This window comes from Nocardioides sp. NPDC054178, assembly GCF_055585005.1.
This window is the reverse complement of the sequence record NZ_JBVJKY010000002.1, coordinates 271,260-297,680: the sequence shown is the minus strand read 5'-3', so window position 1 is coordinate 297,680 and position 26,421 is coordinate 271,260. Positions and strand designations below refer to the sequence as shown.

Annotated in this window: 23 protein-coding genes; 12 read left to right on the top strand and 11 right to left on the bottom strand. The window is 70.8% G+C overall.

Annotated features, from left to right (window positions below):
- Nucleotides 1-6: 6 nt before the first annotated feature.
- The 3 genes from ACZ6WN_RS07995 to ACZ6WN_RS07985 form a co-directional block, all read right to left on the bottom strand.
- Nucleotides 7-1,284: a S1C family serine protease gene (locus ACZ6WN_RS07995; protein ID WP_465863898.1), complete on the bottom strand. Its 1,278-nt coding sequence runs from the start codon at nt 1,282-1,284 to the stop codon at nt 7-9.
- Between the two features lie 68 nt (nt 1,285-1,352).
- Nucleotides 1,353-2,258: a TIGR03621 family F420-dependent LLM class oxidoreductase gene (locus ACZ6WN_RS07990; protein WP_465863896.1), complete on the bottom strand. Its 906-nt coding sequence runs from the start codon at nt 2,256-2,258 to the stop codon at nt 1,353-1,355.
- A gap of 104 nt (nt 2,259-2,362) precedes the next feature.
- Entirely contained in the window at nt 2,363-2,899 is a 537-nt protein-coding gene (locus ACZ6WN_RS07985; protein ID WP_465863895.1) for a MarR family winged helix-turn-helix transcriptional regulator, read from the bottom strand.
- 72 nt (nt 2,900-2,971) lie between these two features.
- Between ACZ6WN_RS07985 and ACZ6WN_RS07980 the strand changes: the two genes are divergently transcribed.
- Nucleotides 2,972-4,210 (top strand): MFS transporter, encoded by a 1,239-nt coding sequence (locus ACZ6WN_RS07980; protein ID WP_465863893.1) that lies wholly within the window; start codon nt 2,972-2,974, stop codon nt 4,208-4,210.
- Here ACZ6WN_RS07980 and ACZ6WN_RS07975 read toward each other — a convergent pair.
- The 5 genes from ACZ6WN_RS07975 to ACZ6WN_RS07955 form a co-directional block, all read right to left on the bottom strand.
- On the bottom strand, nt 4,207-4,806 hold the full coding sequence (locus ACZ6WN_RS07975; protein ID WP_465863891.1) for an HAD-IA family hydrolase: 600 nt from the start codon (nt 4,804-4,806) through the stop codon (nt 4,207-4,209). The two genes, ACZ6WN_RS07980 and ACZ6WN_RS07975, sit on opposite strands and share 4 nt — an antisense overlap.
- Nucleotides 4,807-4,841: 35 nt before the next feature.
- Nucleotides 4,842-6,128: a citrate synthase gene (locus tag ACZ6WN_RS07970; protein WP_465863889.1), complete on the bottom strand. Its 1,287-nt coding sequence runs from the start codon at nt 6,126-6,128 to the stop codon at nt 4,842-4,844.
- An 87-nt stretch (nt 6,129-6,215) separates the two neighbouring features.
- Nucleotides 6,216-6,407 (bottom strand): hypothetical protein, encoded by a 192-nt coding sequence (locus tag ACZ6WN_RS07965; protein WP_465863887.1) that lies wholly within the window; start codon nt 6,405-6,407, stop codon nt 6,216-6,218.
- 35 nt (nt 6,408-6,442) lie between these two features.
- Nucleotides 6,443-7,471 (bottom strand): CdaR family protein, encoded by a 1,029-nt coding sequence (locus ACZ6WN_RS07960; RefSeq protein ID WP_465863885.1) that lies wholly within the window; start codon nt 7,469-7,471, stop codon nt 6,443-6,445.
- 51 nt (nt 7,472-7,522) lie between these two features.
- A complete protein-coding gene (locus ACZ6WN_RS07955) occupies nt 7,523-8,527 on the bottom strand; it encodes an alpha/beta hydrolase (RefSeq protein WP_465863883.1) in 1,005 nt (334 codons plus the stop codon).
- A gap of 170 nt (nt 8,528-8,697) precedes the next feature.
- Here ACZ6WN_RS07955 and hrpA point away from each other — a divergent pair, with 170 nt between their 5' ends.
- The 4 genes from hrpA to ACZ6WN_RS07935 all read left to right on the top strand — a co-directional run bounded on the left by hrpA (nt 8,698) and on the right by ACZ6WN_RS07935 (nt 15,368).
- Nucleotides 8,698-12,591, top strand: coding sequence for an ATP-dependent RNA helicase HrpA (hrpA, locus tag ACZ6WN_RS07950; RefSeq protein WP_465863881.1), 3,894 nt, complete (start codon nt 8,698-8,700; stop codon nt 12,589-12,591).
- A gap of 48 nt (nt 12,592-12,639) precedes the next feature.
- Nucleotides 12,640-13,236, top strand: coding sequence for a hypothetical protein (locus tag ACZ6WN_RS07945; RefSeq protein ID WP_465863879.1), 597 nt, complete (start codon nt 12,640-12,642; stop codon nt 13,234-13,236).
- Nucleotides 13,237-13,453: 217 nt separating this feature from the next.
- Nucleotides 13,454-13,864, top strand: coding sequence for a type II toxin-antitoxin system PemK/MazF family toxin (locus tag ACZ6WN_RS07940; protein WP_465863877.1), 411 nt, complete (start codon nt 13,454-13,456; stop codon nt 13,862-13,864).
- 175 nt (nt 13,865-14,039) lie between these two features.
- Nucleotides 14,040-15,368 carry an ABC transporter substrate-binding protein gene (locus tag ACZ6WN_RS07935; RefSeq protein ID WP_465863875.1) on the top strand — a complete coding sequence of 443 codons (1,329 nt, stop codon included), beginning with the start codon at nt 14,040-14,042 and terminating at the stop codon, nt 15,366-15,368.
- 488 nt (nt 15,369-15,856) lie between these two features.
- On the opposite strand, the gene ACZ6WN_RS07930 is transcribed toward ACZ6WN_RS07935, so the two are convergent.
- Nucleotides 15,857-17,125, bottom strand: a complete 1,269-nt coding sequence (locus ACZ6WN_RS07930) for an HRDC domain-containing protein (protein WP_465863873.1) — start codon at nt 17,123-17,125, stop codon at nt 15,857-15,859.
- A complete protein-coding gene (locus tag ACZ6WN_RS07925; protein ID WP_465863871.1) occupies nt 17,122-17,760 on the bottom strand; it encodes a DUF3000 domain-containing protein in 639 nt (212 codons plus the stop codon). The genes ACZ6WN_RS07930 and ACZ6WN_RS07925 overlap by 4 nt, the downstream gene beginning before the upstream one ends.
- 70 nt (nt 17,761-17,830) lie before the next feature.
- Here ACZ6WN_RS07925 and hemE point away from each other — a divergent pair, with 70 nt between their 5' ends.
- On the top strand, nt 17,831-18,913 hold the full coding sequence (gene hemE / locus ACZ6WN_RS07920; protein WP_465863869.1) for a uroporphyrinogen decarboxylase: 1,083 nt from the start codon (nt 17,831-17,833) through the stop codon (nt 18,911-18,913).
- Here hemE and ACZ6WN_RS07915 read toward each other — a convergent pair.
- Nucleotides 18,892-19,806 carry a LysR family transcriptional regulator gene (locus ACZ6WN_RS07915; RefSeq protein ID WP_465863867.1) on the bottom strand — a complete coding sequence of 305 codons (915 nt, stop codon included), beginning with the start codon at nt 19,804-19,806 and terminating at the stop codon, nt 18,892-18,894. The two genes, hemE and ACZ6WN_RS07915, sit on opposite strands and share 22 nt — an antisense overlap.
- A 145-nt stretch (nt 19,807-19,951) precedes the next feature.
- Here ACZ6WN_RS07915 and ACZ6WN_RS07910 point away from each other — a divergent pair, with 145 nt between their 5' ends.
- The 6 genes from ACZ6WN_RS07910 to ACZ6WN_RS07885 all read left to right on the top strand — a co-directional run bounded on the left by ACZ6WN_RS07910 (nt 19,952) and on the right by ACZ6WN_RS07885 (nt 26,416).
- Complete coding sequence (locus tag ACZ6WN_RS07910) at nt 19,952-21,193, top strand: acyl-CoA dehydrogenase family protein (RefSeq protein WP_465863865.1); 1,242 nt, start codon at nt 19,952-19,954, stop codon at nt 21,191-21,193.
- Nucleotides 21,194-21,353: 160 nt separating this feature from the next.
- On the top strand, nt 21,354-22,460 hold the full coding sequence (sfnG, locus tag ACZ6WN_RS07905; protein WP_465863863.1) for a dimethylsulfone monooxygenase SfnG: 1,107 nt from the start codon (nt 21,354-21,356) through the stop codon (nt 22,458-22,460).
- Nucleotides 22,457-23,665, top strand: coding sequence for an SfnB family sulfur acquisition oxidoreductase (locus ACZ6WN_RS07900; protein ID WP_465863861.1), 1,209 nt, complete (start codon nt 22,457-22,459; stop codon nt 23,663-23,665). The genes sfnG and ACZ6WN_RS07900 overlap by 4 nt, the downstream gene beginning before the upstream one ends.
- A gap of 44 nt (nt 23,666-23,709) precedes the next feature.
- Nucleotides 23,710-24,855 (top strand): LLM class flavin-dependent oxidoreductase, encoded by a 1,146-nt coding sequence (locus tag ACZ6WN_RS07895; RefSeq protein ID WP_465863859.1) that lies wholly within the window; start codon nt 23,710-23,712, stop codon nt 24,853-24,855.
- Nucleotides 24,852-25,715, top strand: a complete 864-nt coding sequence (locus ACZ6WN_RS07890; RefSeq protein ID WP_465863857.1) for an ABC transporter permease — start codon at nt 24,852-24,854, stop codon at nt 25,713-25,715. Before ACZ6WN_RS07895 ends, ACZ6WN_RS07890 begins: the two co-directional genes overlap by 4 nt.
- A complete protein-coding gene (locus ACZ6WN_RS07885) occupies nt 25,712-26,416 on the top strand; it encodes an ABC transporter ATP-binding protein (protein ID WP_465863855.1) in 705 nt (234 codons plus the stop codon). The genes ACZ6WN_RS07890 and ACZ6WN_RS07885 overlap by 4 nt, the downstream gene beginning before the upstream one ends.
- The last annotated feature ends 5 nt before the right edge of the window (nt 26,417-26,421 follow it).

The following is a 26,421-nucleotide window of genomic DNA, read 5'->3' as shown; positions in this document are numbered from 1 at the left end:
GGGAGATCAGGAGGCGTCGGAGTCCAGGGTGACCTTCGCGGTCTGCTCCTCGCCGTTGCGCGACCAGGTGACGTCGACCTTGTCGTCGGGGCGGTAGGAGCGGACGGTGGCCACGAGGGAGTCCGACCCGGTGATGATGTGGTCGTCGACCTTGGTGATGATGTCGCCCTTCTCCAGGCCGGCCTTCTGGGCGGTGCTGCCCTCGCCGACCTCCTGGACCTGCGCGCCGGTGACCGAGGTCTGGCCGCTCTGGGCCTGGGGAGCGTCGGAGACCGAGATGCCGAACTGCGCGTGGGTGGCCTGCTCGCCCTTCTCGAGCTGCTCGACGATCGGCCGGATCTCGTCGATCGGGATGGCGAACCCGATGCCGATCGAGCCCGCGTCCTCGCTGCTCGCGCCGCCGGAGCGGATCGAGGCGTTGATGCCGACGAGGTTGCCGTTGAGGTCGACGAGCGCGCCACCGGAGTTGCCGGGGTTGATCGCCGCGTCGGTCTGCACCGCGGGGTAGACGGTGGCCGCGCCGCTCTGGTCGACGCCGACGTTGACCGGGCGGTCGAGGGCGCTGACGATGCCGGTGGTCACCGTGGAGTCGAGCCCGAACGGGGAGCCGATCGCCACGACGCTCTGGCCGACGGTGAGGTTGGAGGACTTGCCGATCGTGATCGGCGTCAGGCCGGAGACGCCCTTCGCCTTGATCACGGCGGTGTCGGTGAGCGGGTCGGTCCCGAGGACCTCGGCGGAGGCCTTGGTGCCGTCGTTGAAGTCGACGGTCACCGTGCCACCGTTGGCCGCCAGCTCGACCACGTGGTTGTTGGTCAGGATCGTGCCGTCGGAGGAGATGACGACTCCGGAGCCCGAGCCGGAGCCCTGCTGGGAGGTGACCTCGATCTTCACGACGGACGGGAGCACCTTGGCCGAGACCTTCTCGATGCTGCCCTCGGGGGCCTTCGCGTCGACGACCTGCGAGGTGGCCGGGGTGTTCGCCCCGCCGCCGCTGCCGTCGTCGTTCAGGGCGCCGTAGACGGCCGCGCCACCGACACCGGCGGCACCACCGGCGACCAGGGCGCCGGCGAGGACCGCCGCGACGAGGCCGGTGCGGCCCGCGGCACGCTTCTTGACGGGGGCGCCCGGGGTGCCGGGGGCGCCGGGCACTGCCGGCATGACGGAGGTCTGCGCCGGCGGGGGCGCGAACGGGCCGGCGGGAGGCTGAGTGGGGCCGGCGGGAGCCGGGGGAGTCCACTGCGGCGGAGTCCCACTCGGCTGCGGAGGAGGGAGTTCGGTCATGTCTTCGAGTGTGACCAGTGTCCCTGTGAACGGGCTGAGACGGGGCTATGCGGTCTCGAAGAGATGCTTCAGGACCCGGCGAGGAGGCCGACGACCGGCGCGAACGCCTCCATCAGCTCGTCCCCGACCACGACGTAGGAGACCCCCAGCCGGTCCCGGCGCTCGCGGAGCTGGTCGGCCATCTCCTCGGGGGAGCCGCTGACGACGCCGACGGCGCCCGTGGCGGCGAGCGCGGCGGGGTCGAGCCGCCCTGCCAGGTAGCGCGGAACGGTGTCGCCCACGGCCATCAGGTTCATGTTGAGCTCGACCGTGCCGCCGTCGGGACGGTCGGCGGAGCGCAGGTGATCGACGGCCGCGCGCACGGTCGGCTCCTCGGCGTCGAAGGGGACCCCGAGGGCGGCGATGTCGGCGTGCTCGCCGGCGACCCGCAGCATCCGCGGACCGCCGCCGGCGATGAGGATCGGCACCTGCTGGGGTTCGGTCCCGTAGGGGAGCACCGAGGCCTCGGTGGCCCGGTGGTGGGGCCCCTCGACGGTGACGGTCTCACCGGCCAGGAGCCGCTTGATGATGCCGATCGACTCCACGAGCCGGTCGACGCGTACGCCGGGCCGGTCGAAGCCCAGCCCCAGCATCGCGTTCTCCCTGGCCGAGTCGGGCCGGCCCGCGCCGATCCCCAGCTCGAAGCGGCCGCCCGAGAGCACCGAGAGCGTCGCCGACTCCTTGGCGACCTGGACGGGGTGGCGGAAGTCGTTGGCCAGGACGTACGTCCCGACGCGGAGCCTCGTGGTCACCGCCGCGGCGGCTGCCAGGGCGGGGAAGACGGCATGGCCGAAGGACACGTTGTCCGGCATGACGAGCGTGTCGTAGCCCGCGCTCTCGACGCGGCGGGCGAGGTCGCTCCAGGCTGTCCCCGTGGGTGCCTGGGCCGCGACGACGCCGAAGCGGAAGGGTCTGGTCTCAGGTGTGGTGGTCATGCCCCCAGGCTGCTCCGGACGGGGCGTGGGCGGATCCGCTCACCGGCGACCGTGGCGTACGCAGATCCGCGCAGGCCGGGGACGCTCGGATCGGCGGCCGGCGGCTACTCGGCCTCGATCCGCAGGGTCACCTGCTTGAGCAGGGCCGCCAGCTCCGTACGCCGCTCCGGGCTCAGTGTCTCCAGCAGCCTGGTCTCGGCCTCGCCGCGCAGGTCCATCGCACGTCGCCAGATCTCGATGCCGGCCTTGGTCGCCTCGACGCTGATCTTGCGGCGGTCCTCGTCCGATGTCGTACGCCGCACCCACCCGGCCTTCTCCATGCTGTCGAGCCGGCCCGTCATCCCCGCCGGACTGATGTCGAGGTCCTTTGCGAGGGCGGTCGGCGAGGCGTGGCCGGGGGTGTCGCGGATCATCAGCATGTGGAGCGTCTTGTATTCGAAGTCGGCCAGTCCGACCTCGCTGGCCGCCGCGGCGCGAGCGTCGTTGAAGAACTTCGCGATGAACCCGATCCGCACCGTGATCGCCTCGATCTCGTCGTCGAAGTCGACGTCGATCCAGTGGTTGCGCCACCGCGCCACGTGACGGTCGGCCCGGTCCTCCGTGGCCTCGGACGTCTCGGAGGAAGGTCGCATCTCGGGCATGCCCCGACCCTACCGTTCGGACCGACCGATAATTCGTTGGCGAATAGTTCGCCGGCGAAGTAACTTTCTTGCATGACCACCATCACCGACTCGCCGACCGGACGGCGTTCGCCGCTGAGGCATCGCAACTTCCGCCGGCTCGTGACCGGGACGGCCGCCTCGTCGCTGGGCAACGCGATCACGCCGGTCGCGCTGGCGTTCGCGGTGCTCGACCTGGGCGGCTCGGCGGTCCAGCTCGGCCTGGTCGAGGCCGTCTTCGCTGCCTGCCAGGTGGTGACCACGCTGGCCGGGGGAGTGCTCGGCGACAGGGTCTCGCGCAAGGTGATGATGGAGGGCACGGCCGCGATCAGCGCCGTCGTGGTCGGTTCGCTGGCGGCGACGGTGATCCTCGGGGTCGCGACGATCCCCTCGATCGCGGTGATGGGTGGCCTCGCGGGCATCGTCGCGGCCCTCAACCAGCCCTCGGCGATGGCGATGACCAAGGTGGTCGTGCCCGAGGAGGATCTGGGTGCCGCCGTCTCGCTCCGGTCGCTGCTCCAGACCACCGCGTCGACCATCGGCTACGCCCTCGGCGGTGTGCTGGTGGCGGCGGTCGGCCCCGGCTGGGCGATCACGGTCGACGCGCTCACCTTCGCCGTCGCCGCCGTCGCCTACGCCGGTATGCGGGTGCCTCACGAGCGCCCGCCCCACAAGGCCTCGATGCTCGGCGACCTCGCCGAGGGCTTCCGCGAGGTGATGCGCCACTCGTGGCTGTGGTTCCTCATCCTGCAGGCGCTGCTCTACCACCTGTTCTGGTCGGGGGCGCACAGCGTGCTCGGGCCGATCGTGGTCGGCGAGGGCATCGGCCGGGCGTCGTGGGGCTTCGCGCTCGCCGCCCTGATGGCGGGCTTCTTCGTCGGCGGCCTGTTCTGCCTGCGGTTCCGCCCGCGCCGGCTGCTCTCGGTCGGCGTGCTGTTCCTCGCGATGACCGGCCTCTTCCCGATCTCGATGGCCATCTCGGACACGCTCTGGCCGATCCTCCTCGGCGCGTTCCTGCACGGGTTCGGACTGCAGGTCTTCGACATCTTCTGGCAGATCGCGATCCAACAGGAGATCCCTGAGGAGAAGCTCTCCCGGGTCTACTCCTTCGACATCGTCGGCTCGTTCGTCGCCCGCCCCGTGGGGCTCGCGCTCGTCGGCCCGGTCGCCGTCGCGGTGGGCTTCGACACCTGGCTGTTCGTCGTCGCCGCGGTGATCTCCGGCAGCGCCCTGCTCTCGATCTCCTTCGCGGGCGTACGCCGCCTGGAGCGCGCGCCCGAGCAGGCCCTCTAGACCGGGAGGCCGAGCGCGACCAGGTCCGTGCGGAGCTGCTCGGCGCCGGTGAACTGGATCGCGTGCATGCCCAGCGCCGCGGCCGCGGCCACGTTGGCGGCGCTGTCGTCGATGAACGCCAGCCGCTCCAGCGGGATCCCGGCGCGCTCGGCGACCAGCTGGTAGATCGCCGGGTCGGGCTTGGCCAGGCGCACCTCACCGGAGACGACGACGTCGCCGAGCAGCTCGATCACGTCGTACGTCGCCGGAGCGTGCGGATAGAGCTCGGCGGACCAGTTGGTCAGTCCGAGCTGGGGGACCCCGGCGTCGGCGAGCTCGCGGACCAGCTCGTGGGTGCCCGGGACCGGGCCGAGCAGCGCGAGCGGGAAGTTGTCGACGTACGCCGCCCCGGCGCTGAGCCACTGGGGTGCGTCGCCCTCGAGCGCGGTGAGCGCCTGGGCCCAGGTGCGCCCGGCGTCCTGGGCGTAGTTCCACGCGTGGAAGTCGTAGGACCCCAGGAACGCACGGGCGTCGGCGTCGCCGACCCCGGCAGCGATCGCCGGGAGCGGGTCCCAGCGGATCAATACGTTCCCGAAATCCCAGACAACCCCGTCCACCACGCGGGTGGACGGGGTCTGTGTGCCGGGGACAGTCACTTCCAGCGCACGTCGCGCGGGACGAAGGTGAGTCCGCGCTCGCCGGTGTAGATCTGCTTCGGACGGGCGATCTTCTGCTCCTTGTCCTGGACGAGCTCCAGCCACTGGGAGAGCCAGCCCGGCGTACGCCCGATGGCGAACAGCACGGTGAACATCTCCGGCGGGAACTCCAGGGCCTCGTAGATCAGGCCGGAGTAGAAGTCGACGTTCGGGTAGAGCTTGCGCTTGACGAAGTACTCGTCCTCGAGCGCGATCTTCTCCAGCTCCATCGCGATGTTGAGCAGCGGGTTGGTGCCGGTGACCTCGAAGACGTTGAGCGCCTGCTGCTTGATGATCGTCGCGCGCGGGTCGTAGTTCTTGTAGACCCGGTGGCCGAAGCCCATCAGCCGCTCGTTGCCGGCCTTGACGCCCTCGATGAAGGCGGGGATGTTCTCCACCTTGCCGATACGGCGCAGCATCCGGAGCACGGCCTCGTTGGCGCCACCGTGGAGCGGGCCGAAGAGGGCGCCGACGCCGGCGGCCACCGAGGAGTAGGGGTCGACCTGGGTCGAGCCCACGCTGCGCACGGCGTTGGCCGAGGCATTCTGCTCGTGGTCGGCGTGCAGGATGAAGAGAGTGTCGAGCGCCTTGACGATGCGCTCGTCCGGTGCGTACTTCGACTCGCTCATCTTGAAGAGCATCGAGAGGAAGTTGCCGGTGTAGGACAGGTCGTTGTCCGGGTAGACGTACGGCTTGCCCTGCGCGTGCCGGAACGCCCAGGCGCCCAGGGTCGGCATCTTGGCGATCAGCCGGATGATCTGCAGGCGACGGTTGTCGGGGTCGGAGATGTTCGCGGCGTCCGGGTAGAACGTCGACATCGCACCGACCGACGCCATGAGCATGCCCATCGGGTGGGCGTCATAGCGGAAGCCCTGCATGAACTCCTTGATGTTCTCGTGCACGAACGTGTGGAAGGTGATCTCGTGCACCCACGCGTCGTACTCCTCCTTGGTCGGCAGCGCGCCGTGGACCAGGAGATAGGAGACCTCCAAGAAGCTCGACTTCTCGGCGAGCTGCTCGATGGGATAGCCGCGATATTCGAGCACGCCCTTGTCACCGTCGATAAAGGTGACGGAAGATCGGCAGGAAGCGGTGTTGACGAAGCCGGGGTCATAGACGGCCAGGCCAGGACCTTCTTCTTGGGTGGCCGGGTCAGCGGCCTTGATCTTCCCCAGGTCGGCGGCGCGGATGGTGCCGTCGGTGATCGGGATGTCGTACTCCACCCCGGTGCGGTTGTCACGCACTGTTAGAGATTCGGTCACGATCAGCAACGGTAACCCTCTTGAAATCCCCGACGTAACTCGGCGTCCCACCCATTGGCCGATTTCGACTCAGAGTCGGAACCTGTCCCGCGCCGGTTTCGTGTCGCCGGACGGCTCGTCGTCGCCGAACCGGGTCAGCGCATCGCGCAGCCGATGGAGGTCGAGAGCGGTCTGCACCGACCGCTCGTTGAGGGGGTCGTCCTCTCCTCGGAGCGCTCGCAGCGCATCCTGGACATCGGTCTCGCTCGGCTCCCCGGTCATGGGGACATAATCTAGGTGCCCGGACCAAGACCCGCCTAGTGCGGATCGTCCGCGATCTGCGGATCGGTGCCGTGGGCCACACGCCACAGCAGCAGCGTGACCGCCGCGCGCTGCCGTCCTCGCCCCTTGGTGGGCGCGTAGCCGAGCTGACCGCTCAGCCAGGTCAGCCGCTCCTGCAGCGTGGAGTGGTGCACATGGAGCAGCGCTGCCGACTGCCGCAGGCTCGGCTGGTCCAGCACGGCGGTGAGCGTGTCCACGACCCACGGATGACCCTCGCGCAGCTCCTCGAGACGTCGTACGTCACCCACCCCCGCCGCCTCGTCGGCGCTGATCCGCTCGGCGATGACGGCAAGTGCCCCGAGGTCGTCGTAGCGGACCACCGCGGGCGCCAGGCCGCCGACGTCGGCGGCCAGCCGGAAGGCGGTCCGTGCCTGCGCCAGCGCGGTCGGCAGGCGGAGCGGGTCGGGGGCGACGGCGGCTCCGGCGCGGACGCCCTCGGGGAGGGTGGGCGTGCCGGGAAGCAGCTCGACGACCAGGGCGCCGACCGTGCTGATCAGCTTCGCGCGCAGGTCGGCCGAGGTGCTCAGCACGACGGTGACGGGGCCGCTCAGGCCCAGCCGTGCGACCGCGTCGCGTCTGTCGGCGTCGGTCGCGTCGGGGTCGCACGCGATCCGGACCAGCCCGCTGGTCGAGGGGTCGGAGGAGCCCGTGCTGAGCGCCTGCAGGGCGCGGGCGGCGCGCTCGAGGATGAGCGCGTCGAGCGGGCCGTCCTCACCGGCGCGCTCGAGCCAGAGCCAGGAGCCGGGCTGGCCGGGGATCGGCTCGTGGTGCCGGCCGCCCTCGGTCTCGCCGGCCAGTGCGCGGCCGTCGGCCGCGAACCGCTTGACGAGGCCGCGTGCGGCGTCGTGGAGGCCGGCGGGGGAGCCGGCCAGCGCCGCCGCGGCGCGCACGACCGCGGCCGTCGACGACCTCTCGTCCACGAGCCGGTCGAAGTGGTCGATGACGCGCAGCGCACTGGCCGTGTCGTCGTCGACCACCTCGAGCTTGCCGATCAGATCTCGCACCTGGAACCTCCCCCGCCACTATCGCCCACCGGAGGCGAGCGGGCCAGCGGTTCAGGCCTCGAGCGCTCTGCGGATGAACTCCTCGCGCGTCGCGACCGAGGCGCGGGAGAGCGCCGTGTGCGCCGCCATCAGGTCGAACCCGTGGAACCCGCCGCCCCACATGTGGAGGTCGACGCTGACACCGGCCTCGGACAGCCGGCGCGCGTAGGTCAGCGTCTCGTCGCGGAACGACTCCGCCGAGCCGGTGTCGATGTAGGTGCGCGGGAGGCCGGTGAGGTCCTCGGCGCGAGCCGGGGCTGCGTACGGCGAGACGTCCGGACCGCCGCGGCGCTCGCCGAGCAGAGCCGTCCACCCGAACAGGTTGGAGTTGCGATCCCAGACCCCCTCCTCGTCGAGCATGCGGCTGCTGTGGGTCTCGAGGCGGTCGTCGAGCATCGGGCAGATGAGGATTTGGTGGCTCAGCCTCGGGAAGGCCCGGTCGCGGGCGAGCAGGGCCGTGCCGGCGGCGAGACCCCCGCCGGCGCTGGCCCCGGCGATCATGATGCGCTCGGGGTCGATGCCGAGCTCCGCGGCGTTCTTCGCCGTCCAGACGAGGCCGGCGTAGCAGTCCTCCACGGGAGCCGGGTCCGGGTGCTCGGGTGCGAGGCGGTACTCGACGGAGACCACCACGGCGTTGCCCTCGGCCACCTGCGGCAGGAAGGTCTCCACACCGAACCTGCGGTCGCCGACCACCATCCCGCCGCCGTGGGTGTGGTAGACCGCCGGGCGCGGGGCGCCGTCGGCGGTGGGCCTCAGGATCAGCAGGGTGATGTCCGGAGCGCCCTCGGGGCCGGGGACCTGCCGCTCCTCGACCTGCACCGCACCGTCGACGGTCAGGTCGACGGGGTCCATGCCGGGGAACCCCTCGGCGGTCTGCTGCCGCATCGCGGCGAGCGTCTCCGTGGAGAACGTCGGGAGGGCCTCGCGTACCGCCTCGAGCACGGGCACGAGCTCGGGATCGAACGGCGGCCGGACGGGGGTGTCGGGGAAGATCTCGCTGGTGGTCGGCTCGGTCATGGCCACTCCTTCGTCGCTGGGGGTGTACCCAGCCTCCTCCCCGACCCATGCGCACGGAACCCGGCCTGTGGCGGGAATCACATCGACTGTCCCCGCCATCCGGCGGGCCGGGGTCTGCGGAGAAACCGATGTGCGGCCGAGGGGTACGTCGGGGGAGAATAGGTGATCTCATGTCCGAGTCCGACCAGCCCGCCGCCACCTCCGTCGCGATCACCTACCCTGCCGAGCTCCCGGTCACCCAGCGCCGCGAGGACATCGCCGCGGCCATCCGTGACCACCAGGTCGTGATCATCGCCGGTGAGACCGGGTCGGGGAAGACGACGCAGCTGCCCAAGATCTGCCTCGAGCTCGGGCGCGGCTCCGCCGGGCTGATCGGGCACACCCAGCCGCGCCGGATCGCGGCACGGTCGGTCGCGGAGCGGATCGCCTCCGAGCTCGGCACCGAGCTGGGCGACCTGGTCGGCTACCAGGTGCGGTTCATGGACAAGTCGTCCAAGGCGTCGCGGATCAAGCTGATGACCGACGGCATCCTGCTCGCCGAGCTGCAGCGCGACCGCGACCTGCGCCGCTACGACACGATCATCATCGACGAGGCCCACGAGCGGTCGCTCAACATCGACTTCCTCCTGGGCTACCTGCGCCGGCTGCTGCCCCGCCGACCCGACCTGAAGCTGATCATCACCTCCGCGACGATCGACCCGGAGCGGTTCGCGGCCCACTTCTCCGATGTCAGGACCGGCGAGCCGGCGCCGATCATCGAGGTCTCCGGGCGTACGTATCCGGTCGAGGTCCGCTACCGGCCGCTGATGGAGCTCTCCGAGGAGACTGGGCCCGAAAAAGATGGCGAGGGTGAGGTCGTCGTCCGCGACCAGACCGAGGCCATCGTCGACGCGGTCAAGGAGCTCTCGGCCGAGGGGCCGGGTGACGTGCTCGTCTTCCTGCCGGGTGAGCGGGAGATCCGGGACGCCGCCGACGCGCTCGGCGATGCGCTGGGGCTGAACAAGGGTCGCTCCGGGACCGGTCTCGTCGAGATCGTCCCGTTGTTCTCCCGGCTCTCGGCCGCCGACCAGCACCGGGTCTTCTCGCCCCACACCGGCCGCCGGATCGTGCTCGCGACCAACGTCGCCGAGACCTCGCTGACGGTCCCCGGGATCAAGTACGTCGTCGACACCGGTGTCGCCCGGATCTCGCGCTACTCCGCGCGCACCAAGGTGCAGCGGCTGCCGATCGAGCCGATCTCGCAGGCCTCGGCGAACCAGCGGTCGGGACGTACCGGGCGGGTTGAGGCGGGCATCGCGATCCGGCTCTACTCCGAGGAGGACTATCTCGGGCGCCCGGAGTTCACCGACCCCGAGATCCTGCGCACCAACCTGGCCTCGGTCATCCTGCAGATGGCCTCGCTCGGGCTGGGGGACATCGCCCGGTTCCCGTTCGTGGAGGCGCCGGACCAGCGCAACATCACCGCCGGCGTACAGCTCCTCGAGGAGCTCGGCGCGATGCGGGGGCAGCGGCTGACCAAGCTGGGCCGCCGGCTGGCCAGGCTGCCGATCGACCCGCGGCTCGCCCGGATGGTGCTCGAGGCCGAGCGGCTCGGCTGCGTACGCGACGTCATCGTCGTCGCGTCCGCGCTCTCGCTCCAGGACCCGCGTGAGCGGCCGGGGCAGGACCACCCCAAGGAGCAGGCGCAGGCCGACCAGCTGCACGCGCGGTTCAAGGACGAGACCTCCGACTTCCTCACCTGGCTCAACCTGTGGCGCTACCTGAAGGAGCAGCAGCACGAGCTCTCGTCCTCGGCGTTCCGGCGGCTGTGCAAGCGGGAGTTCCTGCACTACGTACGCGTCCGGGAGTGGCAGGACCTGGAGTCGCAGCTGCGGCAGGTGTGCCGGGAGATGAAGATCGACCTCGGCAAGGGCCACCGCGACATCGAGGCCAGCGGGGTCGGTGAGGCCGGCGAGGACAAGGTGGCCTACGACGCCGACGGGATCCACCAGGCGCTGCTCTCCGGGCTGCTCTCGCACATCGGGGCGCTCGAGGAGCGCGACTCCAAGGCCGACGCGGCACGGGCGCGGGAGAAGCGGCGCCCGGGACCGCGGGAGTATCTGGGTGCCCGGGGCGCGAAGTTCGCGATCTTCCCCGGCTCGGCGCTGCACCGGAAGAACCCTCAGTTCGTGATGTCCGCCGAGCTCGTCGAGACCTCGCGGCTCTGGGCTCGGCAGAACGCCTCGATCAAGCCCGAGTGGGCCGAGAGTCTCGGTCGTGACCTGGTCAAACGCACCTACTCCGAGCCGCACTGGTCCCAGAAGCGCGCCTCGGTGATGGCCCGGGAGAAGGTGACCCTCTACGGCGTGCCGCTGGTCGCCGACCGACCCGTCGCCTTCGGCAAGATCGACCCCGAGCTCTCCCGTGAGCTCTTCATCCGGCATGCGCTGGTGTACGGCGAGTGGCGTACGAATCACCGCTTCCTCCGCGACAACGCGAAGCTCGTCGAGGAGGCCGAGGAACTCGAGCACCGCGCTCGGCGCCGCGACATCGTGGTCGACGAGCACGCGCTCTTCGACTTCTACGACCGCCGGCTGCCCGCCTCCATCGTCTCCGGCGCTCACTTCGACCAGTGGTGGAAGCAGGCTCGGCGGGAGACGCCCGACCTGCTCACGTTCGAGCTGTCGATGCTCACCAACGACGCCGCGGGAGAGGTGACCGAGAGCGACTTCCCGGCCGAGTGGGACGCAGGGCCGCTCACCTTCTCGCTGAGCTACCACTTCGAGCCCGGTGCGGCCGATGACGGGCTGACGATCGACGTACCGGTCGCCACGCTCAACCGGGTCGGCGCCGACGACTTCTCCTGGCTGGTGCCGGGGCTGCGCGAGGAGCTGGTGACCGCGCTGATCCGGTCGCTGCCCAAGCCGCTGCGGGTCAGCTTCGTGCCGGCCCCCGACAAGGCGCGCGCCTTCCTGAAGGAGACCCCGCCGGGGGAGGAGCCGCTGCTGACCGCGCTGGAGCGCTGGGCGCGCTCGACCGCGGGCGTGCACATCCCTCGCGAGGCCTGGGACTGGACCAAGGTGCCCGAGCACCTGCGCCCGACCTACCGGGTCGTCGGCGAGGACGGTCGCGAGACGGCTCGTGGCAAGGACCTGGACGCGCTCAAGGCGCCGCTCGAGGGCGAGTTCGAGGCCGCGATCGCCGAGGTCGCCGCCTCGGCCGGCCACACCCGCACCGGCGAGACCTCGTGGGTCTTCGGGACGATCTCCGCGACGGTGACGGAGAAGCGTGCGGGCCACGAGGTCACGGTCTTCCCCTGCCTGTCCGACGAGGGCGCGACGGTCGGCCTGGTCGTCGCCGGCTCCGCCGAGGAGGCCGAGGCACGCCATCGCCTCGGCGTCGTCCGCCTGCTGCTCCTGGCGCTGCCCGACGTCACCAAGCAGGTCGTCGACGGGCTCTCCACCATGGAGAAGCTGGCGCTGGCCGGGTCGCCCTACCCGAGCGCCGCCGAGCTCGTCGAGGACTGCCGCGCCGCCGTCGTCCGCCAGCTGGTCGATGCCCGCCCGCTGCCGCGGACGCCCGAGACGTACGCCGCGGTGCTGGCCGCCGCCGGGACGCCGGCCGACCTGGTCACGGCCGTCCGTGCGGTCCTGGCCGACGTGATGCGGGCGCTCGAGGCGTACCGCGAGACCGACAAGGCGCTCTCCGGGCGGGCCGACATGTTCCAGCTCCCCGCCCTGACCGACATGAAGGACCAGCTCGCGCGGCTGGTGTATCGCGGGTTCGTCGCGGACGCGGGTGTGCAGCACATCAGGCGGTATCCGACCTACCTGAAGGCGATCGTCGAGCGCCGTCGCAAGCTCGACGCCGACCTGCGCGCGGACCGGGCGACCCACGACCGGATCGCGTCGCTGCAGGAGGCCTATCTGCACCAGGTGGAGGCGCTGCCCGAGGGGCGACCGCCCGGTCCGCGGCTGCGGCAGGTGCGGTGGATGCTCGAGGAGTACCGCGTGCAGCTCTGGGCCCAGCATCTCGGCACCGCCGAGAAGGTCTCCGACGCGCGGATCCGCAAGCTGCTGGGGTAGCCCCGGTATGGGTGTCACATGTCGGCGGCGGCCGCTACCCTCGATCCGATGGCCAGAGAGTTTCATTCGCCGATGCGTCCCGGGGACGGCTTCTTCGACTCCCTCCTCGGGGGCGACGACCCTGCCCTGGTGCAGGAGGCGGCCGATGCCGCGGCGACGGCGCTCGTGCGTGGGGCGCGGGACAGCGACGACCCCGCGGTCGCCGAGCGGATCCTCCATCTGGCCGAGTCCGAGGGCATCGAGACGATCGCGGAGGTCTGGTCGAGCTCGCCGGCGGAGTCGCTGGCCGGCTGCCTGTGGCGGCTCTACCTGCTCCGCAGCTGGGTCTACGCCGACCCGGTCGGCGCCGCGCGCGAGTTCGAGGCCGGGCGGGCCAAGGCCCAGGTCGCGCAGGTCGTGGCCGGTGTCGCCGAGCCGCCCGGACCGCAGGAGCTCAAGGCGATGGTCGACGAGGTGCTGCGCGGCATCGCCGGCAGCGACTTCGCGGTGGTGCTCCTCCGCGCCGCGGCGTTCTCCCGCGTCATCGCCGCCGGGCGCGCGGCCCTGGACCCGGACGCCGCGGCCAAGGACGTACGCAACATGCTGCAGCTCTCCGAACAGCTCGAGGCGGCGGGTCATGCGGAGCTCGAACAGCGGTTGACTTGAGTTGCGGTAGCCTCCTGTTCGCTTTGATGCGGCGAAGGTTGGGGGCACCGTTACAATGGTGACCGAACACGTCGGGCTGTGGCAGCCCCGGGTCCCAACTTCAGCCGCTACGAGCGGCCTTGCGCCGTGAGGCGCTCCCGGTCCGGCGTGTTCATCATCTTTTTCGGTGCACCTCGGCTGGGCGGCCATGACGCCAGCCACCGACCGAGGAGCCGAAGTGACCGACACCCAGCCCGCACCGCGCGAGGGCGCCATCTCCTACGAGCCCGAGATCGGTGACGGCGATGCGGATCCGGGCGAGGTCGTATGGGGCTGGGTGCCGTACGAGGACGACGCGACCCAGGGCAAGGACCGGCCCGTTCTCGTGATCGGCCGGCGGGCCGGCGTACTCCTGTGTCTGATGCTGACCAGCAAGGACCACGACCGCGACGAGGCGCAGGAGGCGCGGAACGGTCGGCACTGGATGGATGTCGGCACCGGTGGCTGGGACCGTCAGGGCCGGCCCTCCGAGGTGCGCCTGGACCGGCTGATCCGGATGGACCCCGCCGACGTACGCCGTGAGGGCGATGTGCTGGCCAGGGAGATCTTCGATGATGTGATCAAGGCCGCACGCGATCACCTCGCCTGAGGCCGATCCGAGGCCGTCCTGGGGCCGTCCTGGGGCCGTGTTCTCAGGAAGTGTCCAGGTACGTATCGTAAAGTGAATCGCTGGTAAACCGGGTCTGTGGTTCCATCACAGACCCGGTCCTGGTGTTGAGATGGAGGAAATGGTGCGGCGCACGCGGCTGGCAACGGCGCTTCTGGTGACGGTTCTCTCGGTGTCCCTCGCCGCCTGCGGTGGTGAGCCGGCCTCGAAGCCGTCGCCGAGCACCGCGACGAAGGCGCCGACGAAGGTGAAGCTCGTCTTCGGGGTCTCCGGCCACAAGACGCTGGTCGACACCTACAAGCAGCTGGCTGCCGAATACACCCAGGAAGTCCCCAACGTCACCGTCGAGGTGAAGTCCTGGCCGACCGCCGACCAGCTCACCGCGGCGGTCAACAGCGGCGAGAAGGTCGACGTGGTGCTCACCCCCCGCGCCGACGTCGCCACGTTCGCCGAGGACAAGCGGATCCAGCCCGTCGACACCCTGCTCGAGGCGCGCAACGTCGATTTCGGTGACAAGTACTCCCGCGAGGCGATGGAGGACTTCTCCGTCGAACGCCGTCTGGAGTGCATGCCCTACTCGGTCTCGCCGCAGGTCGTCTACGTCAACACCGGGCTGATCGACTTCGACGCCATGAAGGAGGAGGGCCTGCCCACCCCCAGCGTCCGGGCCGATGGTTCCCTGCGCGGCTGGACCCTCGAGCAGTTCAGCTCGGCGATGACCTACGCCACCGAGCACCACAAGGGCGTCCGGGGCACCTACGTCGAGCAGAACCTCTCCTCGCTGATGCCCTGGCTCGCCGGCGCCGGCGCGACCCTCTTCGACGACCCGCTGGCCCCGACGACCACTGCGCTGGAGGACTCGGCCGGTGCCTACGAGGACCTGGTCGAGGCGTTGACCCAGCCCAACGTGCTGGCCTCCACGAAGGACCTCAACGGACGCACTCCCTTCCAGGCCTTCAAGCAGGGCCGTCTGGTGGCGCTGGTCGGTGACCGTTCGCTGGTCTCGGACCTGCGGGCGAGCGACGCGATGCAGTGGGACGTGATGCCGATGCCGGGTGGCAACGGCACCACCGGCGACTACGCCGGGCTGTGCATGGGCGCGGAGACCGCCGACCCCGACGCCACCGCCGACTTCCTCACCTACCTCATCTCGACCGAGTCGGTCGTGAAGATGGTCCGCACCGGCCACTTCGTACCGGTCAACTCCGAGGTCGGCTACGCCCCGGTCTTCACCCAGCCCGAGCGCAACCCCAAGAACGCCCGCATCTTCACCGACACGGTCCGCGACATGCAGGTCCTCCCCGAGGCCACCCAGCTCGCCCAGCTCCAGAAGGTCGCCGCCGTCGCCGTCCGAGGCTCCTTCGCCGTCGCCGAGCTCGACCAGGTCGAGGACTACGCGGTCCAGATCGACGAGCTCTCCAAGACCGTCTTCCCGCAGCCCACCCCGCCGGCCTCCCCCACCCCCTCCATCTCGCCCAGCTCCTAGCTGCCGAGGCGTCAGCCCGGTCGGTCCAGCGGTCAGCCCGGTCGGTCGAGCCGTCAGCCCGGTCGGCCGAGGTGTCACGTACGTCGGTCGAGCCGTCAGCACGGTCGCTTGAGGCGTCAGCCCGGTTGGTTGAGCCGTCAGCCCGGTCGGTCGAGGCGTCACCCGGGTTGGCCGAGGCGTCAGCCTGGTCGCTTGAGGCGTCACGTACGTCGGTCGAGAAGTCGGTCAGGTCGGTCGAGGCGTCACTCTGGTTGGTCGAGGCGTCACGCCGATGCCGACTCGGCCAGCGCGTGACGCTTCGAACGTCGTACGTGACGCCTCGGCCAGCGCGCCTGACGTTTCGGTCAGCGTGCGTGACGCTTCGAACGTCGTACGTGACGCCTCGGCCAGCGCGCCTGACGTTTCGGTCAGCGTGCGTGACGCTTCGAACGTCGTACGCGACGCCTCGGCCGGCGTGCCTGACCTCTCGGCGAGGAGTGAGGGCTTGGTCAGGGTTCGATGTCGGCGTGGAGGACGGCGTCGGTGAGCAGCGGGGCGGTGAGGGCGATCTGCCAGCCGCGGGCGCCGAAACCGGAGAGCATCTCGATGATGCCGTCGAGCAGGGCGCCGGGGTCGCGGGTCTTCGGGGGCGTCCACATGGCGCGGCGCAGGAAGTCGGGAGTGAGCAGGTTCTCGGCGGGGAGGTTCCGCGCTTCGGCGAGGACGTTGACGGACTCACGCGCCAGCGTGAGACGCCGGGCGGCGGTGGGGTCCTTGTCGGCCCATGCGCGAGGCGGGGGAGGGCCCTCGGAGCGCGGTGACCGCACCGGGAGCTCGTCCTCGTCCATCGTGACCGCGCGGTTGAGCGCCTTCAGCCATGAGGTCACGTAGCGCTCGGCGCCGCGGCCGTGGAAGCCCTTCAACCCGAGCAGCGAGGCCTTGTCCTGCGGGAGCTCCTGCGCGGCGGCGACGATCGCGGCATCGGGGATGATCCGGCTCGGGGTGACGTCGCGCTGCTGCGCGATCCGGTCGCGCTCGGTCCACAGCTCACGCACCGCGGCGAGACCGCGGCGGCCGCGGACGCGGTGCATGCCGGAGGTGCGTCGCCAGGCATCGGTACGCACCGGCGCCTCGAACCCGCGCAGCCAGTCGAACTCCTGGCGGGCCCAAGCGTCCTTGCCCTGCGCGACCAGCTCGGCGGCCAGCGCCTCGCGCAGCTCGACGAGCACCTCGACGTCGAGGGCCGCGTACTCGAGCCAGGCGTCCGGCAGCGGTCGGGTCGACCAGTCGGCCGCGGAGTGCTCCTTGAGCATGGTGAAGCCCAGCACGGTCTCGACCAGGGTGCCGAGCCCGACGCGCGGATAGCCCAGCAGCCGCCCGGCGAGCTCGGTGTCGAACAGGGCGGCCGGGTGCAGGCCGAGGTCGCTGAGACAGGGGAGGTCCTGGGTGGCGGCGTGCAGGATCCACTCGGTGCCCTCGAGCGCGTCGACCAGCGGCTGCATCGTGGTCAGCTCGATCGGGTCGATCAGCCAGATCCCGGAACCTTCGCGGCGCAGCTGGATTAGGTAGGCGCGGTTGGAGTAGCGGTAGCCGGAGGCACGCTCGGCGTCGATCCCGACAGGTCCGGTCCCAGCGGCGATGGCGGCCGCGGCCTTGGCCAGACCCTCGTCGGTGTCGGTCACCGGAGGCAGTCCGTCACGCAGGGTCAGCAGCGGCGCCGGAGCAGCATCTTCTGGTGTGTCCGGCCCCGTCTCGGCCTCGGTCCTGTCTTCGATCACGCGCCTCGCTGCCCTCGCCGGCTCGGCATGACGGTGACACCCTCCGGCACCGGAGGAAGTCCCGCGGCCGTGCAGAGCAGCTCGCCCCACGCCTCGGTGTGCGGTCGCAGGTCCAGGTCGCCCGACCCGGTCCCCACCGGCGTCCAGGAGGCGCGAATCTCGATCTGGGCGGTGCCGTCCTCATCGGCCATCCCGCCATAGGACTCGGTGGCCACGCGGGTCACCGTGCCGGCCGCTGCGACGTGCGAGGCGCCGTGACCGGAGAGCGCGTCGAGGAGCCAGGACCAGCCGACCTCGCCCAGCAGCGGGTCGCTGATGTGCTCGACGTCGATGTCGGCCCGCGCGTATGCCACCAGGCGGAACGTGCCGGGCAGTCCGTGCACCGTGCCCCAGGCGTCGTTGCCGTCGGGATCGTGCAGCAGGATCAGCCGTCCGGTCGCCACGTCGACGTCGCCGACGGTCACATCGGCCGACAGCGCTGCGGCGTACGGAGCGATCCGCTGGGGCGCGGGCATCTCCTCGGCCAGCACCTCGGGCCGGAAGGTCGCGGCGCGCATTCCTGCCGCGGCGGACCGGAACACGGCGGGACCGGTCTCCGGTCCCGCGGCGGGACGCGACTCTCCACGGACGACCATGTGAACAGGGTATGTCTTCTGCGCGATTCGCGATGTGCGTACACGCCGCACCGGATGGGACCATTGCCCGGTGGCCGCTGTGAATACCCCTGGTACGACCGCCGACGCGCTCGCATCCTCCCCGTTCCTGCAGGCGCTCGGCGGGCAGAAGCCGAGCCGTACGCCGGTGTGGTTCATGCGCCAGGCCGGCCGCTCGCTGCCCGAGTATCTGAAGGTCCGCGAGGGCATCGGCATGCTCGAGTCCTGCCAGAACGCCGAGCTGATCACCGAGATCACCCTCCAGCCCGTACGCCGCTACGGGGTCGACGCGGCCATCTTCTTCTCCGACATCGTGCTGCCCTTGAAGGCGGTCGGGGTCGATCTGGACATCAAGCCCGGTGTCGGCCCGGTGATCGCCAACCCGGTCCGCACCCTGGCCGACGTCGAGGCGATCCCGGACCTGACTCCGGAGCATGTCCCCTACATCACCGAGGCCGTCCAGAACCTGGTCGGCGAGCTCGGCGGCATCAACGGCGGCACCCCGCTGATCGGCTTCGCCGGCGCGCCGTTCACGGTGGCCTCGTACCTGGTCGAGGGCGGCCCCTCGAAGGAGTACGCCAAGACCAAGGCGCTCATGTTCGGTGCCCCCGACGTGTGGGACGCCCTGATGCGCAAGATCGCCGGGATCTCCGGCGCGTTCCTGGAGGTCCAGGTCCGCGCGGGTGCCTCCGCGGTGCAGCTCTTCGACTCCTGGGCCGGTGCGTGCACGCCCACCGACTACGAGCGTCACGTGCTGCCCTACTCCAGCCAGGTGATGTCCCGGATCGGCGAGCTCGGTGTCCCGCGGATCCACTTCGGCGTCAACTCCGCCATGCTCCTCCCGCTGATGGGCAGCGCCGGCGCCGAGGTCGTCGGCGTCGACTGGCGCACCCCGCTGGACTGGGCGATCGACCAGCTCGGCGACGGCTTCGGCATCCAGGGCAACCTCGACCCCGCCCTCGTCTTCGCGCCCACCGAGGTGATGCTCGAGCAGGCCGGGAAGATCATCGAGACCGGGCGCCGCGCGAAGGGCCACATCTTCAACCTCGGCCACGGCGTCATCCCGAGCACCGACCCCGACCAGCTCGCCCGGCTCACCGAGTTCGTGCAGAGCTACCCGCCCGCCGAGGGCTGACAGCGGGCAGCCGTCTCGGCGAGCAGGTCCAGGAGGCTGCGCGCGCCCGAGGTCGTACGTGCGTTGTGCCGTCGCACCGCGACCATCGTCACCCGGGAGCGGTCCCCGGCGAGGGGGCGTACGGTGATGTGCCCGCCGGTCTCACGTGGGTCGCCGACGACGCTGTAGTCGGGCAGCAGGGTGAGTCCGAGGCCCTCGCCGACCATCATCTTGCCCATCTCGGCGCCGTCGGTGGCATGCCAGTGGCGGGGGAGGTCGCGACCGAAGACGCGGTGGGCGAACCGGTACATCAGGTAGCCCGTGCGCATGCCGACGAACGGCTCCTCGCGAAGCTCTTCGACGGTGACCTCGTCGCGGGCGGTGAGCGGGTGGCCCGCGGGCAGCACGACGATCGGCCGCCCGTGGAGGAGCACGGTGCCCTCGACCGTCGGTGGCAGGTCGTCGCCGTCGAGCAGGTTGACCAGGCCGATGTCGATCGTGCCCTCGGCGAGGGCGAGGTAGATGTCCTCCTGCACCATGGTGCGCACCTCGACGCTCGTCCGCGGATGCTCGCCGGCGAACCTCCGCAACGTCGGTAGCAGCACGGTCGAGGTGCCGGCGTGGACCGTGCCGACCCGCACCGAGCTGACCCCGGCGTTCTGGTCGCCGGCGGCCAGGCGGAGGCGGTCGACGGCCTCCAGGATGTCGGACATGGAGTGCAGCAGCTCCTGGCCCTCGCGGCTGATCCGGGCGCCGGCGCGGCGCCGGTCGAGCAGGGTCACGCCGAGCTCGCGCTCCAGCTTGGTGATCGCCTCGCTCAGGGCGGGCTGGGAGATGTGGAGCTGCTCGCTCGCGCGGCGCAGCGAGCCGTGCTGCGTCACGGCTGCGATGTACTCCAGCTGCTCGATCCTCACGCTGTCATCTCCTTGAGCCGTGATCGGTGATCCCGAGCGGGTGATCGGTGATCGCTGGCGTCCAGCCGCCACCCACCCGCTCATTCTCTACTAATTTAGTGGACTAAAGATGCAAGCTTCCACGACGCAAGACTGAGAGGGCGCGATGACAACCGAAGCTGTACGCAACGCCGCGGAGTTCGGCGCGGCACCCACGACTCCGGAGGGCTGGGTCGACCGTGCCCGCGAGGTGGCCACCAGGCTCTCCGCGGACGCCGTCGCCCGTGACCGGGCCAACCAGGTCCCGACGTACGAGGTGAACCTGCTCAAGGAGAGCGGCCTGGTCACCCTGCTGGGCCCCGCCGAGCACGGCGGCGCCGGTCAGGACTGGACGACCGCGCTGCGCGTGATCCGGGCGGTCGCCGCGGGTGACGGCTCCATCGGGCAGCTGCTCGGCTACCACTACCTGTGGGCCTGGGCGGCGCGCCTGGTCGGCACCCCGGAGCAGATCGCCGCCGTCGAGCAGCTCTACACCGAGAACAACTTCTTCTTCGGCGGTGCGGTCAACCCCCGCGACGACGACCTGGTGATCAAGGTCGAGGGCGACGAGCTCGTCTTCACCGGTCGCAAGTCGTTCTCGACCGGCGGGCGGATCTCCGACCTGACCGTGCTCGAGGGTGTCATCGAGGGCACGGAGAAGCATGTCTTCGCGATCGTGCCGACCCAGCAGGAGGCCATCGTCTTCGCTGGCGACTGGGACAACCTCGGCCAGCGGCTGACCGAGTCCGGCGCCGTCGACATCAACGGTGTGCGGGTCCCCTGGGAGTCCGCGGCCGGCTACGTGAGGCAGGAGGACGGGACGTACGAGTTCGTCCCGCGGGTCTACAACACGCTCAACGTGCCGATCATCCAGCTGATCTTCACCAACTTCTACCTCGGTATCGCGGAGGGTGCCCTGACGACCGCCGCGACCTACACCCGCGACACGACCCGCGCCTGGCCCTACGCCGCCGACGTCAAGGAGAAGGGGAGCGAGGAGTTCTACATCCAGGAGACGTACGGCGACCTGACCTCGAAGCTGTGGGCGGCCCAGGCGCTGGCCGAGCGGGCGGCCGGGCTGATCGAGACCATCAACTCCCATGCCGACGAGGTCACCGAGCAGGAGCGCGGCGAGGCGGCGGTCGTGATCGCCGCGGCCAAGCAGGTCGCGATCGACGCCGGTCTCGAGATCGGCACCAAGGTCTACGACCTCACCGGGGCCCGGGCGACCTCCAACAAGGTCGGTCTGGACATCTTCTGGCGCAACATCCGGACGCACTCGCTGCACGACCCGGTGGCTCACAAGCGAGCCGAGGTGGGCCGCTACGCGCTGCTCGGCGAGATCCCCGCGCCGACCTGGTACACGTGAGCCGCCCTGCGGTGATCAGTAGGGCCTCTCGCCTCGTCGCCGCCTGATAGGTGGCGCCTATCACGGGATCGGGTCTTCCGGTGGTCCACATCGGGAGATCCGGTCCCGTCGTGTGTTTAATCAGATAAGTTTAGTAGACATTCGATCCAAGGAGACCAGCATGACTTCACCGGCAACCGAGCCCCTGAAGTTCGCCTACTGGGTGCCCAACGTCAGCGGCGGCCTGGTGGTGAGCAAGATCGAGCAGCGCACCGACTGGGGCTACGACTACAACAAGAAGCTCGCGCAGCTGGCCGAGAACAACGGCTTCGAGTACGCCCTCTCGCAGGTGCGCTACATGGCTTCCTACGGCGCGGCCTACCAGCACGAGTCGACCTCGTTCTCCCTCGCGCTGCTGCTGGCCACCGAGCGGCTCAAGGTGATCGCCGCCGTCCACCCGGGGCTGTGGCAGCCCGGCGTACTGGCCAAGTTCCTGGCGACCGCCGATCACATCTCCGGCGGACGGGCGGCCGTCAACGTCGTCTCCGGCTGGTTCAAGAACGAGTTCACCCAGCTCGGGGAGCCCTGGCTCGAGCACGGCGAGCGCTACCGCCGTTCGGAGGAGTTCATCCGCTACCTGCGCGAGATCTGGACGAGCGACGCGGCCGAGCTCAACGGCGACTTCTACCGGCTGCACGACTTCGACCTGAAGCCGAAGCCGCTGGCCAGCGAGGGCCGCCCGCACCCGGAGATCTTCCAGGGCGGCAACTCCTCCGACGCCAAGGCGATGGCCGGCCGCGTCTCGGACTGGTACTTCGCCAACGGCAACACCCCCGAGGGCCTCGCCGCGCAGATCCAGGACGTCAACGCGGTCGCCGAGCCGCTGGGTCGCCGGGTCCGGTTCGGCATCAACGGCTTCATCGTCGCCCGCGACACCGAGAAGGAGGCGCGCGAGACCCTCCGGGAGATCATCGACAAGGCCGACCGGGAGGCCGTCGAGGGCTTCGGCTCCGCGGTCAAGCAGGCCGGGCAGTCGACCGGCGACAAGACCGGGATGTGGCAGGACTCCACCTTCGAGGACCTGGTGCAGTACAACGACGGCTTCCGCACCGGTCTGATCGGCACCCCCGAGCAGGTCGCCGAGCGGATCGTGGAGCTGAAGCGGGCCGGCGCCGACCTGATCCTCGGCGGCTTCCTGCACTACCTCGAGGACGTCGAGTACTTCGGTCAGAAGGTCCTCCCCATCGTGCGCGAGCTCGAGGCCCAGCAGCTGGAGCCCGTGGCTTGAGCACGACGGAGATCGCCCGGCTCGATGCCGAGACCGCGCCGCTCGTGGCGCGGCGGCTGGCCGACGAGCTCGCGCTCGGCGACGGCGGACGCGACCGGGTCAGGGCGCTGCCCTACGACCAGGTCAAGGCGTACGCCGCCGCCGGGCTCGGCGCGCTCACGGTCCCTCTCGAGTTCGGCGGTCCAGCACTACCGGCGACGACGGTGGCGGAGGTGTTCCGGCTGGTCTCGTGGGGTGATCCCAACCTGGGCCAGGTCCCGCACAGCCACTTCGTCTTCCTCAACCAGCTCCGGCTGAACGGCACCCGGGAGCAGCAGCAGCGGATCTACAGCGAGGTGCGGGCCGGGGCGCTGGTCGCCAACGCGCAGTCGGAGTTCAAGACGTCACACGTGCGCGACATCCGGACGACCCTGACGCCCTCTCGGGAGGAGGGGGAGTGGCTGCTGAACGGCGAGAAGTTCTACTGCACCGGGTCCCTCTTCGCCGACTACCTCGCCGTGCTCGCGCGGCGCGGCGCCGACGGGCCGCTGCAGGTGGCCTGGGTCCGCACCGAGACTCCGGGCGTCGAGATCATCGACGACTGGGACGCCGTCGGGCAGCGTACGACCGGGTCCGGCACGGTGCGCCTCACCGATGTCGCCGTGGCCGATGAGTGGGTGACGCCGTTCGCGGTCACCTTCGACGTACCGACGACCTACGGCGCCTTCGCCCAGCTGCTGCACGCGGCCATCGACGCCGGGATCGCCCGGCGCGCGCTGGACGAGGCCTCCGAGTTCGTACGCACGAAGTCCCGCCCCTACGCCGACGCCGTCGCGCTCGCCGGCGTCGAGAAGGCCGCGCAGGACCCGCTGGTCGTCCAGGCCCTCGGCGAGATGGAGCTGGCCGTACGCAGCGCCGAGGCGCTCCTCGTCGAGGCAGGCCGTCGCGTGGACGAGGCCGATGCGGACCTCACCGAGAGCTCGGCCGCGGAGGCGAGCCTGGCCGTGGCGGCAGCCCGTGCGTCGACCGCGAAGGTCTCGGTCGACGTCACCAGCCGGCTGCTCGAGGTCTCCGGTGCCCGGTCGGCTCTGACGACCACCAACCTCGACCGCCACTGGCGCAACGCGCGCACCCACACCCTCCACGACCCGGCCGCGTGGAAGGTCCAGCACCTCGGGCGCTGGGCCGTCGACCGGACCCCGCCGCCACGGCATGGGCAGATCTGACCTCTCACACATCCCGCACATCCCTCACATCCCGAAAGGCAGCAATGAGCACTCTGAAGTTCCATTGGTTCCTCCCGACCAACGGCGGCGACGGCCGTCACGTGATCGGCGGCGGCCACGGCGTCAGCGCGCTGGCGGCGGGCCGTCCCGCGACGGTGCCCTACCTCGGCCAGATCGCCCGCAGCGCCGAGCAGCTCGGCTTCGAGGCGGCGCTGACGCCGACCGGCGCGTGGTGCGAGGACGCCTGGGTGACGACCGCGATGCTCAGCTCGCTCTCGGAGCGGCTGAAGTTCCTGGTCGCCTTCCGGCCCGACTCGGTCTCGCCCTACCTGGCCGCGCAGATGGCCGGCACCTTCCAGAACCTGTCGGGGCAGCGGCTGCTCCTCAACGTCGTCACCGGCGGGGAGGACCACGAACAGCGGATGTACGGCGACTTCCTCGCCAAGGACGAGCGGTATGAGCGGTGCGGGGAGTTCCTGCACATCGTCCGCCGGCTCTGGGCGGGGGAGACGGTGACCTTCTCCGGGAAGCACCTCTCGGTGGAGAACGCGAGCCTCGAGCAGCGGCCGACGCCCGTCCCGGACGTCTACTTCGGCGGCTCCTCGCCCGCCGCTCTGGAGGTGGCCGCCGAGCACGCCGACGTCTACCTGACCTGGGGCGAGCCGCCGGCCGCGGTGGCCGAGAAGATCGCCCGCGTGCAGAAGCTGGCCGCCGACCGGGGGCGCGAGCTCCGCTTCGGGATCCGGCTGCACTCGATCGCCCGCGAGACCTCGGCGGCCGCGTGGGCGGAGGCCGACCGGCTGCTGGAGAACATCTCCGACGAGGACATCGCGCGCGTCCAGGCCGGGCTCTCCCGCAGCGTCTCGGAGGGCCAGCGGCGGATGCTCGAGCTCAACCAGGGCTCGCGCGACGGGCTCGAGGTCCACCCCAACCTGTGGGCGGGCGTCGGGCTGGTCCGCGGCGGTGCCGGCACCGCGCTGGTCGGCTCCTACACCGAGATCGCCGACCTGATCGAGGCCTACCACGCCGTCGGGATCTCCGAGTTCGTGCTGTCCGGCTACCCGCACCTGGAGGAGTCCTACTGGTTCGGCGAGGGCGTCCTGCCCGAGCTCGCCCGCCGTGGCCTGTGGTCCCACCCCGCCCCGGTCGCCGGCCGCGGGGCCGCGATCCCGTTCGGGGCTCCTCGATGAGCCAGGTGGCCGGCCTGGCAGGGGCCGATCCGGTCGCCGAGGAGGTCGCAGCGGCACCCGCCGGGCGGAAGGTCTCGGCACGCCGGAGCGTGCTGGCGCCGCGTACGCTGAAGGTCCTGCGTTCGCTCAGCCCGGTGTTCGTGCTGGTGGCATGGCAGCTGCTCTCCTCGCTCGGGATCCTCGACGAGCGCACGCTGGCGTCGCCGGTGCAGTTGGCCGGCACCGCCTGGGAGCTGATCGGCAGCGGGCAGCTGCAGGAGGCGATTGCCGTCTCCGCGCGCCGCGCGGCTCTCGGCTTCCTGCTCGGGGCGCTGATCGCGTTCGTGCTCGGTGGGATCGTCGGTCTGAGCGCTCTGGGTGACGCCCTGGTCGACCCGTTGGTCCAGATGCTGCGGACACTGCCGCTGTTCGGGCTGGTGCCGCTGTTCATCATCTGGTTCGGGATCAAGGAGGAGCCCAAGATCTACCTGGTCGCGCTCTTCGTGATCGTGCCGCTCTACCTCAACCTGGTCGCGGCGCTGCGCGGGGTCGACCCGGACCTCGCCGAGGTGGCCGGCGCGCTGCGGCTCACCTGGTCCGAGCGCCTGCGCCACCTGTACCTGCCGGCGGTCACGCCGGGCCTGCTGGTCGGGCTGCGTCAGGCACTCGGCATGGCCTGGATCGCGTTGATCGTGGCCGAGCAGGTCAATGCCGGCGCCGGTCTCGGCTTCCTGATCAACAACGCACGCGACTTCTTGCAGACCGACGTGATCGTGGTCGGCCTGCTCTGCTACGCCGTGCTCGGTCTGCTCACCGACTGGGCCGTACGACTGCTCGAGCGCCGCGCTCTGCGCTGGCGTGACGAAGGGAGAGGCGCATGAGCGTCGTTGCCTCGCTGGCGCGGGTACACCGCGCCTTCGGTGAGCACGAGGTGCTCGCCGGGATCGATCTGGAGATCCGCTCCGGCGAGTTCGTCGCCCTGCTGGGCCGCTCCGGCAGCGGCAAGTCCACCCTGCTGCGCATCGTCGGCGGGCTGGACACCGGCGCCACCGGGACGGTGGTCACCGGAACCGCCCCGGCGGTCGTCTTCCAGGACCCGCGGCTGTTCCCGTGGCGTACGGTCCTCGACAATGTCTCGCTGGGTCTGCGGGGCCCCGGCGCGGTCGCCCACGCCCGGCAGATGCTCGCGGAGGTCGGCCTGGACGGGCGCGAGAAGGCCTGGCCGCGCCAGCTCTCCGGCGGCCAGCGCCAGCGGGTGGCTCTGGCCCGCGCGCTCGTGCGTGAGCCGGACCTGCTCCTCCTCGACGAGCCGTTCAGCGCCCTGGACGCGCTCACCCGGATCGCCGCCCAGGATCTCGTACGTCGCCTGGTCGACGCCCATCGCCCGGCCGTCCTCATGGTCACCCATGACGTCGAGGAGGCCCTCCTGCTCGCCGACCGGGTGATCCTCATCGACGAGGGCGCCATCGTCCACGACGAGCAGATCACGTTGCCGCACCCGCGTCGACGCGACCACCCCGAGATCGTCGAGCGCCGAGCGGCGCTGCTGGCGCTCCTGGGCGTCGTCGACCAGGCCGCATGACCCCC